At 41.9% G+C, this 11,761-nt stretch carries 11 protein-coding genes; 9 read left to right on the plus strand and 2 right to left on the minus strand.

Annotated elements, in window-relative coordinates:
- Positions 1 to 24 precede the first annotated feature (24 nt).
- From FNL97_RS04995 to FNL97_RS05010, 4 genes are all read left to right on the plus strand, one after another.
- A complete protein-coding gene (locus FNL97_RS04995) occupies positions 25 to 639 on the plus strand; it encodes a helix-hairpin-helix domain-containing protein (RefSeq protein WP_015864561.1) in 615 nt (204 codons plus the stop codon).
- Between the two features lie 96 nt (positions 640 to 735).
- Positions 736 to 1,191 (plus strand): ComE operon protein 2, encoded by a 456-nt coding sequence (locus FNL97_RS05000; protein ID WP_015864560.1) that lies wholly within the window; start codon positions 736 to 738, stop codon positions 1,189 to 1,191.
- A 322-nt stretch (positions 1,192 to 1,513) separates the two neighbouring features.
- Positions 1,514 to 2,701, plus strand: a complete 1,188-nt coding sequence (locus FNL97_RS05005; RefSeq protein WP_012748853.1) for an IS701 family transposase — start codon at positions 1,514 to 1,516, stop codon at positions 2,699 to 2,701.
- 48 nt (positions 2,702 to 2,749) lie between these two features.
- Positions 2,750 to 4,876 (plus strand): DNA internalization-related competence protein ComEC/Rec2, encoded by a 2,127-nt coding sequence (locus FNL97_RS05010; RefSeq protein WP_286173487.1) that lies wholly within the window; start codon positions 2,750 to 2,752, stop codon positions 4,874 to 4,876.
- Positions 4,877 to 4,919: 43 nt separating this feature from the next.
- Here the strand turns inward: FNL97_RS05010 and FNL97_RS05015 are convergent, their stop codons facing one another.
- Positions 4,920 to 5,054, minus strand: a complete 135-nt coding sequence (locus tag FNL97_RS05015; RefSeq protein ID WP_015864558.1) for a YqzM family protein — start codon at positions 5,052 to 5,054, stop codon at positions 4,920 to 4,922.
- A gap of 285 nt (positions 5,055 to 5,339) precedes the next feature.
- Here FNL97_RS05015 and holA point away from each other — a divergent pair, with 285 nt between their 5' ends.
- On the plus strand, positions 5,340 to 6,374 hold the full coding sequence (gene holA, locus FNL97_RS05020; RefSeq protein ID WP_015864557.1) for a DNA polymerase III subunit delta: 1,035 nt from the start codon (positions 5,340 to 5,342) through the stop codon (positions 6,372 to 6,374).
- A gap of 49 nt (positions 6,375 to 6,423) precedes the next feature.
- On the opposite strand, the gene rpsT is transcribed toward holA, so the two are convergent.
- Positions 6,424 to 6,693: a 30S ribosomal protein S20 gene (gene rpsT / locus FNL97_RS05025; RefSeq protein WP_015864556.1), complete on the minus strand. Its 270-nt coding sequence runs from the start codon at positions 6,691 to 6,693 to the stop codon at positions 6,424 to 6,426.
- A gap of 221 nt (positions 6,694 to 6,914) precedes the next feature.
- Between rpsT and gpr the strand changes: the two genes are divergently transcribed.
- The 4 genes from gpr to lepA all read left to right on the plus strand — a co-directional run bounded on the left by gpr (position 6,915) and on the right by lepA (position 11,705).
- Positions 6,915 to 8,033, plus strand: coding sequence for a GPR endopeptidase (gene gpr, locus FNL97_RS05030; protein ID WP_015864554.1), 1,119 nt, complete (start codon positions 6,915 to 6,917; stop codon positions 8,031 to 8,033).
- A gap of 87 nt (positions 8,034 to 8,120) precedes the next feature.
- On the plus strand, positions 8,121 to 9,320 hold the full coding sequence (gene spoIIP, locus FNL97_RS05035) for a stage II sporulation protein P (RefSeq protein WP_015864553.1): 1,200 nt from the start codon (positions 8,121 to 8,123) through the stop codon (positions 9,318 to 9,320).
- A gap of 14 nt (positions 9,321 to 9,334) precedes the next feature.
- A complete protein-coding gene (locus tag FNL97_RS05040) occupies positions 9,335 to 9,664 on the plus strand; it encodes a YqxA family protein (protein WP_015864552.1) in 330 nt (109 codons plus the stop codon).
- A 208-nt stretch (positions 9,665 to 9,872) separates the two neighbouring features.
- Complete coding sequence (gene lepA / locus FNL97_RS05045) at positions 9,873 to 11,705, plus strand: translation elongation factor 4 (protein WP_143415159.1); 1,833 nt, start codon at positions 9,873 to 9,875, stop codon at positions 11,703 to 11,705.
- The last annotated feature ends 56 nt before the right edge of the window (positions 11,706 to 11,761 follow it).

Consider the following 11,761-nt stretch of genomic DNA (forward strand, 5'->3'; position numbering starts at 1 on the left):
GACTAATTTGAAAGGATGATGGACATGTGGGAAGCAATAAAAAAGTATGACAAACGATGGTATATTCTGCTCTTGGCAGTGTTCATCGTTGCGGTGGTCATTTTATTTAGAAACAATGAAATGATCGAAAAGGAACAAGGTTCTATACTAGCTTCGGAACAAATGATGATGGAAGTATCGGAGAAAAAGGAAGAGAAAGTGCAATCCAAAACAATTATTGTCGATATAAAGGGAGCAGTTGCCCAACCGGGAGTATACGAAATAAAGGATACGGCGCGTGTCAATGATGTGGTAGCAATGGCTGGCGGATTTACAAAAGAAGCGGATCAAACAAAGGTCAATTTGGCGGCAAAAGTACATGATGAAATGATGATTTATGTACCGGAACGCGGGGAGACGAACATTCCTTCCATAGATTCTTCTGTTGTTTCCTCTAATGATTCCATGAAAATTTATATTAATACAGCATCGGAGGAAGAAATATTGCAACTTCCGGGAATTGGACCGACTAAAGCGGCAGCCATTATTGCCTATCGCGAAGAGCATGGACCGTTTCAAAAAGCAGAAGATTTATTAAATGTTACAGGCATTGGAGAAAAGACGTTGGAAAAAATAAAAGAACACATTGTTGTGCCATAATGTCGTTGACGCTTTGCTGGCTCGCCCATTACACTAAAAATATGTGCACTTTCTGAAGGAAAAATCAATTTGCGATGGACAAGCGGGGGAGGAAGTATGGAACGGATTACATGGGATCAATATTTTATGGCACAAAGCCATTTGTTGGCATTGCGCAGCACTTGTACACGATTGGCGGTTGGCGCCACCATTGTCCGAGATAAACGAATTATTGCCGGGGGATATAACGGTTCCATTGCCGGCGGCGCTCATTGCATTGATGAGGGATGTTATGTTATTGACGGGCATTGTGTTCGCACCATCCATGCGGAAATGAATGCGATTATTCAATGTGCGAAATTTGGCGTACCGACAGAAGGAGCAGAAATGTACGTAACTCATTTTCCTTGTCTACATTGCTGTAAGGCGATTATTCAAAGCGGAATTCGCGCTGTATATTATGCGCAAGATTACAAAAATCATCCGTATGCGCTTGAACTTTTTGAACAAGCGAAAGTCCGGGTAGAACACGTACCATTTAATAAAGAAATATTGTCACTTCTGCAAAAATAATAAATCACGCCTACGGAAAGGGGCGCAAACCATGCGGGGGAATATTGTTTATATAGCGCTTGCTGCTGTTTTTGGGATCATAGCTGGGTGCGGGAGGCCAAACATTTCTTTGGTGTTTATCGTGCTGTATGCTATATTTCTTTTCACGCGAAAAAGGCGCCTCTTTCTTTTTTCTATCATAACGATTTGCCTTTTTTATATGTACTGTAGATGAGCAAATTCACTGACATAAATTGACAACTAAACAAAAAAGGAGACATGAACCCGATTCCTTGGTTAGAATAGATGTACCACCAACTATCCACAAGGAGGTTCATGTCTCATGAATAGATTAGCACATCACCAAGGAATCCACAAGTTTTTCTTCACGCTGGGGTTGACGCTGCAGCTTTCCAAACCGGTCATCAAGCATCTCATTCATATTGTCGATGCCTTGACCACCAAGGGATTCTCGGGAACATTGACTGATATTCATTACTGGAGCTTTCATCCGAATCATCGAACGACGCTCAGTCACTTTTTCACGAAAAGCCCTTGGAACGAGGAAAGGCTGCTTGGGAAGCTTCAAGAGTGGATCCTTTCCCAGGTCGAACGACTGGCCAAACGGAAGAATCAACCCCTTTTTGTTTCGATTGATGATACGATTTGCCAAAAAACAAAGCCTTCGTCACGGGCTGTGCACGCCATTCAAGGGTGCGACTGGCACTACTCGCATAAAGATCATCAATCGGTCTGGGGGCATTCGCTCGTTTGGCTGATGGTGCACACCTTCACGCAGGCGTTCCCATTTGCGTTCCGCCTGTATGACAAGAAAGCGGGAAAAAGCAAGATCGACCTGGCGATCGAGATGCTTTCCTCGCTCAAGGTGAAGCGGGCTCAGCCGGTGTATGTGCTCATGGATTCGTGGTATCCGTCTAAGAAGCTCATCGAAGCCTGTCTGAAACAGGGATTCCATGTCATCGCGATGCTCAAGACGAACCGGATTCTCTACCCGAAAGGCATCGCCATCCAAGCCAAGCAGTTTGCCCGCTATATCGAGTCCAAAGACACCCGCCTCGTCACGGTGGGGCAGGAGCGTTATCGCGTGTATCGCTATGAGGGGGCCATCCATGGCCTCGATGACGCGGTGGTGCTGCTGGCTTGGAAGGCGGATCAGCCGATGGCGCCGGAACATCTTCATTGCATCTTGAGCACCGACCGGGAACTCGGGGACGAAGACATCTTGCGTTACTATGCTCAGCGTTGGACGATCGAGTGCTTTTTCCGGCAGGCGAAAGATCAACTGAAGCTGGATGGATACCGCGTTCGCCACATTCGGGCGGTGAAACGGTATTGGGCGGTGGTGCTGTTGGCCTGCGTGTACAGCATCGCCGAATCCCGCCAAAACCTCTCCACCGGGCTGGAGCTTCTTCGGTCGCGGAAAGACCACAGTGTCGTCGAGTTCATTTATGACGCTGCAAAGCAAGATATTCCCATTGATGTGATCAAAAAACAGCTCCGTATCGCGTAAGGGGTACCCTGTTTGTCTCTCTAACCATGGAAATTATTGTAATGAAAAATGCTCATCTACAGTATGTATTTCGTTTATATCGACCATCATAATAAGACGAAACTGTCTGGCAACATGACGTTATTTACTATTCGTTTTATTGCTCCCATTTCGGTGGATGGGGATCAACTAAAATCGATTGTCAAAGTGGGAAAAGAAAAGCTTCAGCTTATTTACTACATAAAATCGGCACAGGAAAAACAAGAGCTTTCTTCTTTAACTCCTAAAGCAGTATGCACGGTGAAGGGAAGGCTTGAACGTCCGGCGCTACCGCGAAATCCTAATGCTTTCGATTATCGTCGTTATTTACGATTTCATCATATTCATTGGATTCTCAAACCCCAATCAATCTCCTTGCAAGACTGCCACAACACATCCCCAACGTTATATGAATGGCTTCTTTCGCTTCGTGAAAAAGGGCTGCACACGGTAGAAACACATTTTCCATCGGAAACGGTTGGAATTGTCCAAGCGCTTTTATACGGAGAACGAGGGCAATTAGACGAGACGCTTTTGGAAGGATACCAAAAACTCGGATTAATCCATTTATTAGCCATTTCCGGGTTGCATGTCACGTTATTAGTCGGAGCCATGTTTTCCATATTGATTCGCTTTATCACCAAGGAAACGGCAACGATAATCCTATTGATTTTCCTTCCCATTTATATTGTGCTAACAGGTGCTTCTCCTTCCGTTATTCGCGCCTCCTTTACAGCAATGATCTTTTTAGTTTCCGATTACTGGAAATCGAAGTTATCGCCGCTCGATGCATTAAGTATAACGCTAGTCATGATGCTGCTTTTCGATCCGTATATGTTATGGGATGTCGGATTTCAGTTATCGTTTATTGTAACATTTGCTCTTATTTTATCTTCCCAAATGATATTGTCGCATGATTCTGTCTTTTGGCGCCTCTTTTTTACGGCTTTTATTGCCCAGTTGAGCGCCCTTCCGTTTCTTTTATACTATTTTTTCGAAGTTTCGTTATGGAGCATTCCCCTAAATATTATTTTTGTGCCGCTTTATTCCTTCGCCATTATGCCGCTTTCGTTTGCAGCTGTAGGCACGCATTATATACATTCGCTTCTTTCTTTTCCTTTTATTTGGCTGTTGCAAAAAATTATCGTAATCTCTAGCGATGTTGTTGCATTTTTCTCATCTAACCATTCGTTGTCACTCGTTCTTGGCCGGCCTTCTTTCTTTTTTCTTATCTGTTATGCGGCCGCGATTTTTGCTGCATTTGTACAAATGGAGAAGCGGCGTTACTTTAGTATAGGATGGGTCGCCTTCGTTATTACGCTTCATGCATGGAGCCCATATATGGATCGTTACGGTGAGGTCATTTTACTCGATGTCGGGCAAGGGGATTGTATATACATTGAATTGCCGTATCGAAAAGGAGTATATCTTATTGACACAGGAGGAACACTTCCACACCAAAGACAGCCATGGCAGGAACGAAAGCGGAAGTGGGATGTAGGAAAAGACGTTGTCGTTCCATTTTTAAAATCAAACGGAGTGAGATATATCGATAAACTTATTGCGACACATGGAGATTTGGACCATATTGGAGCGGCAGAAGAAATCATTCGGCATTTTTCTGTAAAGCAAATGGTCATTGGCAAAGGAGAAACAAAAAATTCGATACAAGAAAAACTTGTTCAACTTGCTGAACGACAAAATATAGAAGTGGTGAAAATATCAAGGGGTGACAGATGGATAGAGGATGGAATTTCATTTTATGTACTTCATCCATGGAAAACGCATCGTGATGATAATAACCATTCGATTGTATTGTATACAAAGCTCGGTGGATTATCCTGGTTATTTACGGGTGATTTAGAGGAAACGGGGGAAAGGGAGTTAATCAGCGTTTTTCCGCGCTTAGAAGCCGATGTGTTAAAAGTGGCCCATCATGGGAGCGATACGTCTACAACAGAGTTATTTTTAGAAAAAGTACAGCCGAAGATTGCACTTATTTCCGTCGGCAAACATAACCGTTACCATCATCCTTCCCCATATGTTATCGAACGGCTCCGGAAAAGGAATGTCATTATTTTGCGGACAGACCAGCATGGCGCGATTCGCTATATTTATTCGAAAAATCGTGGAACCTTTTCCGTCATGCTGCCATAGCATAACTAATAAAGAAAAGAGACTGCTTATGTAAGCAATCTCTTCACGAACCGAAAAATTTAATCAATGTTGCGATAATAAACATTGTTGCAAAAAAACCGAATGAAACGATAAAACCAACGGCAGAGTCAACAGCATCATTTCGTTTGCATTGTACATCTTTTTCAAATACGTTCATCGTTTACCCCTCCTCGTGCAATCATTTTTAGTATAGACGAAAAAGAAAAAAAAATCTATATCCTCCTTATTCATTTCCTTCATTGACAACAGTTAACACAAATACTTTTTTGCGACCGGGAAAAGATAAAGATAACCCGTTGACAAATAAGGTCCTAGGACTTATTTGTCAACGTTTATATAAAGGGGAATCGGTTTTCCCGCTAACCGATTCCCTTGTAAAAATAAGAAAAACGTTGTATCTTTTCAACATAGAAAGACTGCAGACAGAATGGAGAAGAGAAATATGGTGGTGGACTTTTGGGGAAAAATTAAAAAACGGCGTTTGTCTTCCCTTTATTTATTATATGGAACCGAATCATTTTTATTAACGGAAACGTATGAACTTCTCGTTCGTACGGTATTAACGGAAGAAGAGCGGGAATTTAATGTATCTGTGTACGATTGCGAAGATACTCCTGTGCAAACTGCGCTAGAAGATGCGGAAACATTTCCGTTTTTAGGGGAAAAACGAGTGATTCTTATTAAAAATCCTTATTTTTTTACAGCGGAGAAAGAAAAAGAAGTGGAGCATGACTTAAAAAAATTAGAATCGTACATAATGTCCCCTTCCCCTTTTTCGATTGTCGTCTTCGTTGGACCGTATGAAAAACTAGATGAACGCAAAAAAATAACAAAGCTAATGAAGGAACATGCGGAAGTTTTTGTCGCATCTCCGCTTGCCGAAAAAGAGCTGCGCGAATGGATTGTAGAAAGAGCAGGACAAAGTGGTGTAATGGTGGAAGAACATGCGATTGACACTTTGTTAAAGCTGGCAGGAACGAATTTAATGACACTTGCGAACGAATTGGACAAGCTCATTTTGTTCGTTGGGCCAGGCGGAATGATTCAGCAAGAGACCGTCGAAAAGCTTGTATCGCGTACGTTGGAGCAAAATGTGTTTGTATTAGTGGAGAAAGTGACGAAACGGCAAATCGATGATGCACTGCAAGTATTTTATGACTTGCTGGAGAATAATGAAGAGCCGCTGAAAATTTTGTCGCTTCTTGCCGGTCAATTTCGTCTTTTATATCAAGTGAAATGGCTTGCGGCAAAAGGATATGGGCAACAACAAATTGCTTCCATCTTAAATGTGCATCCGTTTCGGATTAAACTTGCCATGGGACAAGCGGCACTGTTTTCGGAAGAAGAGCTTACGACAGTGATGAGGCAAATTGCTGAGGCTGACTATAAAATGAAGAGCGGAACAATGGACAGGCAGCTTGTTATGGAGCTATTGTTGATGAGATGGAATGAAGGGATCACAAACAATATCCAATGAGACAATTTTATCAGAATAAGAAAAACGACCTGCTGCCAGGTCGTTTTTCTTAAGATGCAATAATGCTGTTCAGTTTTTTCGCTAAGCGGGATTTTTTGCGACTTGCTGTGTTTTTATGAATAAGACCTTTTGTTACTGCTTTGTCTAATTTTTTGGAAGCAATGATGAATGCTTCTTGAGCTTTTTCCACATCTTTTAATTCAACAAACGCTTCAAATTTTTTGATCGCCGTACGCATTGCAGATCTCATTGAAGCGTTATGAGCGCGACGTTTTTCACTTGTTTTTGCACGTTTAATTGCAGATTTAATGTTTGCCACGTTCTCTCACCTCCGTCATCTTGCCATCTCTGTCCTTGGTTGATCATTTCCGTTATTAGGACATGTAAGAACAAGTGTTATTCTATCAAACGAGGTTAAATTATGCAAGAGTATTCAAGCAAAAATACTTTACTGATTGCGAAAATGTTTGCGCAAAACGAATGGAAAATGCAAAAAGCGGTGAAAATAAAGGAAAAATGATACGTTTTAGGAGGAACGATATGAACCGCTCAATCGATTTAAGCATGTATTCGGTACGAACCGATTTAGCGATCGAAGCTCATGAAATAGCTGTGGAAGAGCGTCTCCAACAAAAAAGGGAAAGCGCTTCCCCTATTGAAGGAGTCATTATTCACGATCGCGAAATAGACGGGATTAAATTGTCGCATGTAGAAGTAACGGAAGAAGGAGCAAAATCGATTGGTAAAAAACCGGGAAATTATTTAACCATTGAAGCACAAGGAATTCGTGAACATAATACGGAGTTGCAACAGAAAGTACAAGATATATTTGCAAAAGAGTTCAACGCATTTTTACGAAAATTGGACATTAGAAAAGAATCAAGCTGCCTTGTTGTAGGATTAGGTAATTCGAATGTGACACCGGATGCGTTAGGTCCGCTAACGGTGGAAAATCTACTTATTACAAGACATTTATTTCATCTTCAGCCGGAGAGCGTAGAAGAAGGATTTCGTCCAGTAAGCGCGATTGCTCCAGGTGTGATGGGGACGACAGGGATTGAAACAAGCGATATTATTCACGGAATTGTGGAAAAAACAAAACCAGATTTTGTGATCGTCATTGATGCGTTAGCGGCACGATCGATTGAACGGGTCAACGCAACGATTCAAATTTCTGATACGGGAATTCATCCAGGTTCAGGTGTAGGGAATAAACGAAAAGAATTAAGTAAAGAAACGTTAGGTATTCCTGTTATTTCTATCGGTGTTCCAACGGTTGTCGATGCTGTATCGATTACAAGTGATACGATCGATTTTATTTTAAAACATTTTGGAAGGGAAATGCGTGAAGGGAAGCGGCCGTCTAGTGCTCTCGCTCCAGCGGGATGGACGTTTGGCAAGAAAAAGAGGCTTACAGAGGAAGATATGCCATCAACGGAGCAACGTTCGACATTTCTTGGCATAATCGGCACATTAGAGGAAGAAGAAAAACGCAGACTCATTTATGAAGTGCTTTCTCCACTCGGTCATAATTTAATGGTTACTCCGAAAGAAGTCGATATGTTTATTGAAGATATGGCAAATTTATTAGCGAGCGGATTAAATGCTGCATTGCATGAACAAATTGATCAAGATAATACCGGTTCTTATACACATTAATGAAATAAAATAGAGAAAAAAGAAGTTCTATCTTTCCCGGCTTGCCCATACGTTAAATTAGTAGACAAGCTGGGAAAGGGTGAGAACATGAAAAAGTGGCGTTCTCCGCAAATGATGGTTACGGTACAAGGTGCGAGTCTAAAAAAAGTGATTATTTTAGCGGTATTAGGATGTATGATGATGTTTATGCTAGTAGGAGCGATTACGTCATTAAAACCGGAATACCGCATTTCTTCTTCCTCTGTCAACAATATGACGAACCATTTTTCACAAGAAACGTTTATTCATTTATTTAGTTTTGAAAATCATTATTTTTCGCAACTGTTGCCAAAGGAGCGGCAAAAGCCGAATTATTCAGCATTATTGTTTCGCATGGCCACAAGCATCAACCCCGACGACCCGCGCAGTTTGCTTGGCGGCGAGCTCCCGGGATTTGCGCTGTATGACAGCAAAATTATCGTAGCAGGGGAAGGGACGGATTATACAAACATGCCGTACGAATCTGCTCCGCCGCTGGAGGTAATGCTAGCAGAACGGCAAGCTTCTTTAGAGAACTTGGAAGAAGCAGACAAAAAGAATAATGAAAAACAAATTCCTCCACCGTCCCAAACGACAGGAGGAAAAAAAGTTGTATATATTTATCATACACATACACGTGAATCGTACTTGCCTGCCTTAAAAGGAGTTACAGATCCTGATTTAGCGTTCCATCGTACGGTAAACGTCACAAAAGTGGGAGAAAAACTAGCGGAAGAGATGGAAAAACGAGGAATTGGGGCGGAAGTAAGCACCATTGATATTGTAGGAGAGTTGCAGAAAAAAGGCATGAAATATTACCAAGCGTACGATATGTCTAGAAAAACAGTTGTCGAAGCAATGAGCCGCAATCATGATTTGCAATATTTGATCGATATTCACCGTGATTCACGAAGACGGAAATATACGACCGTTACGATTAATGGAGTGGATTATGCCCGCGTTGCGTTTATTATCGGAGGGGAAAACGCGAAGTACGAAAAAAATTTGCAGCTTGCCACACAGCTCCACCATTTGCTGCAAAAGAAATATCCTGGGCTGAGCCGCGGGATTATCGAAAAAAAAGGAGCGGAAACGAACGGAAAGTTTAATCAAGATTTATCGGAAAATGCGATTTTAATTGAGTTTGGTGGAGTCGACAATACGTTTGAAGAGCTATTCCGGTCTGTATCTGCTGTTGCCGATGTTTTTAGCGAATATTATTGGCAAGCGCAAAAAGTTCAAGCACCCGCACCGGCAGAAAAACGGTAAAGGAGCGGAGTGGTATGGTTAAATTTACGGTTAAATTTTTTTTAGCGGTGATGATTCTTTTTTTTGGAGTGTTGCTCGGCATGGAGCAGGCAAATGAAGGATTGCAAAAGATGAGAGGATATGATGATTCATCGCTGCCTTCTGTATTTCATATTTCAAAAGGCAAAAACGGAGAAGTAGAAGCATCCGTATTAGGAAACAAAGTGATGGCGGAAGATTTGCAAGAAAAGAAAGAAAAAATTGAAAATATGAAAACATTCAATCTGTTTTCCGAGCTTGGCAAACAATTTGCCGGAGCGGTAAGATCATTGATGGAACAGGTGCTTTCCTTTTTCGAAAAATGATAGGAAAACAGCGTGTTATCGGCATGTTTCTATGTGATCAAAAATAAATAGAAAGATGGCGTGAGAACATTGGCGGAATAGTACAAATTTTCGCCAATGTTTTTTCTTTATCATCATGAAAGTTTGCAAAACTATGTCATTGAATCTTGCTTGTTGTGTTGCTATAATCAAAGCTAGTGTAGTTTCGGGAAATAGTGGGAGTGAGAAAATGATGAATCGGGAAGAGAGATTAAAACGACGCGATCGAATTCGCAACTTTTCCATTATCGCTCATATAGATCATGGAAAATCGACGTTAGCAGACCGCATTTTAGAAAAAACCGGAGCGCTTTCGGAGCGGGAAATGAGAGAACAAACGCTAGATTCGATGGAATTGGAACGGGAGCGCGGAATTACGATTAAGCTGAACGCTGTTCAGTTAAAGTATAAAGCAAAAAATGGCGAAGAATATATTTTTCATTTAATCGATACACCTGGGCATGTCGATTTTACGTACGAGGTGTCGCGGAGCCTTGCCGCTTGCGAAGGGGCGATTCTTGTCGTCGACGCAGCACAAGGAATTGAAGCACAGACGCTGGCAAACGTTTATTTAGCGTTGGATAATAACTTGGAAATTTTGCCGGTTATTAATAAAATTGACTTGCCAAGTGCCGATCCGGAACGCGTTCGTCAAGAAATTGAAGAGGTAATCGGGCTTGACGCATCGGAAGCAGTACTTGCTTCTGCAAAGGTCGGCATTGGCATCGAAGAAATTTTAGAAAAAATCGTTGAAAAAATTCCAGCACCGTCCGGTGATCCAGACGCGCCGTTAAAAGCGCTTATTTTTGACTCGCTGTACGATTCATATCGCGGTGTAGTTGCTTATATCCGTGTGATGGATGGAACAGTAAAGCCTGGGCAAAAAATTAAAATGATGTCGACAGGCAAAGAATTTGAAGTGGCAGAAGTCGGTGTGTTTACACCGAAACCGAAGCTGGTCGATGAATTAACGGTGGGCGATGTCGGCTTTTTAACTGCGTCCATTAAAAATGTGAGCGATACGCGCGTCGGTGATACGATTACCGATGCGGAAAATCCGGCAGCAGAACCGCTGCCAGGATACCGTAAGCTAAATCCGATGGTATTTTGCGGCATGTATCCGATTGATACGGCACGTTATAACGATTTGCGCGAAGCGTTAGAAAAATTGCAATTGAACGATGCTGCTTTGCACTTTGAACCGGAAACATCGCAAGCGCTTGGGTTCGGCTTCCGATGCGGCTTTTTAGGATTATTGCATATGGAAATTATTCAAGAGCGCATTGAACGCGAATTTAACATTGATTTAATCACAACAGCGCCAAGCGTTGTATATAAAGTATATTTAACGGATGGTACGGAAGTCCAGGTGGACAATCCGTCCAATATGCCGGATCCACAAAAAATCGATCATGTCGAGGAGCCGTATGTAAAAGCAACCATTATGGTGCCGAACGATTATGTCGGGCCAGTGATGGAGCTATGCCAAGGAAAACGCGGCAACTTTGTTGATATGCAATATTTAGATGAAAAACGAGTAACATTAATTTATGAAATTCCATTGTCGGAAATTGTGTACGATTTCTTTGATACACTAAAATCAAGCACAAAAGGATACGCATCGTTTGACTATGAACTGATTGGTTATAAACCGTCGAAACTCGTGAAAATGGATATTCTTCTTAACGGTGAAAAAATTGATGCGCTTTCTTTCATTGTTCATCGTGATTCTGCTTATGAACGTGGGAAAGTGATTGTAGAAAAATTGAAAGATGTAATCCCTCGGCAACAGTTTGAAGTGCCTGTGCAAGCAGCAATCGGCAATAAAATTATCGCTCGCTCCACGATTAAAGCGTTGCGCAAAAACGTCTTGGCGAAATGTTACGGTGGAGACGTATCACGGAAACGAAAGCTTCTTGAGAAACAAAAAGAAGGAAAGAAACGAATGAAGCAAATCGGCTCGGTGGAAGTTCCACAGGAAGCGTTTATGGCGATCTTAAAAATCGACGATAATAAAAAGTAAGGAAGATCGTATACAAGGCTGTCTCTTCGCTTTTTTGGGATAGCCTTGTTTATTTT

The organism is Geobacillus sp. E263, assembly GCF_007197795.1.
In the GTDB taxonomy this organism is placed as follows: Bacteria; Bacillota; Bacilli; order Bacillales; family Anoxybacillaceae; genus Parageobacillus_B; species Parageobacillus_B toebii.

Excerpts from the sequence above, each read along its gene's own strand:
- FNL97_RS04995 (WP_015864561.1), top strand. The coding sequence starts at position 25 with ATGTGGGAAGCAATAAAAAAGTATGACAAACGATGGTATATTCTGCTC.
- FNL97_RS05000 (WP_015864560.1), top strand. The coding sequence starts at position 736 with ATGGAACGGATTACATGGGATCAATATTTTATGGCACAAAGCCATTTG.
- FNL97_RS05005 (WP_012748853.1), top strand. The coding sequence starts at position 1,514 with ATGAATAGATTAGCACATCACCAAGGAATCCACAAGTTTTTCTTCACG.
- FNL97_RS05010 (WP_286173487.1), top strand. The coding sequence starts at position 2,750 with ATGCTCATCTACAGTATGTATTTCGTTTATATCGACCATCATAATAAG.
- FNL97_RS05015 (WP_015864558.1), bottom strand. The coding sequence starts at position 5,054 with ATGAACGTATTTGAAAAAGATGTACAATGCAAACGAAATGATGCTGTT.
- holA (WP_015864557.1), top strand. The coding sequence starts at position 5,340 with ATGGTGGTGGACTTTTGGGGAAAAATTAAAAAACGGCGTTTGTCTTCC.
- gpr (WP_015864554.1), top strand. The coding sequence starts at position 6,915 with ATGAACCGCTCAATCGATTTAAGCATGTATTCGGTACGAACCGATTTA.
- spoIIP (WP_015864553.1), top strand. The coding sequence starts at position 8,121 with ATGAAAAAGTGGCGTTCTCCGCAAATGATGGTTACGGTACAAGGTGCG.
- FNL97_RS05040 (WP_015864552.1), top strand. The coding sequence starts at position 9,335 with ATGGTTAAATTTACGGTTAAATTTTTTTTAGCGGTGATGATTCTTTTT.
- lepA (WP_143415159.1), top strand. The coding sequence starts at position 9,873 with ATGATGAATCGGGAAGAGAGATTAAAACGACGCGATCGAATTCGCAAC.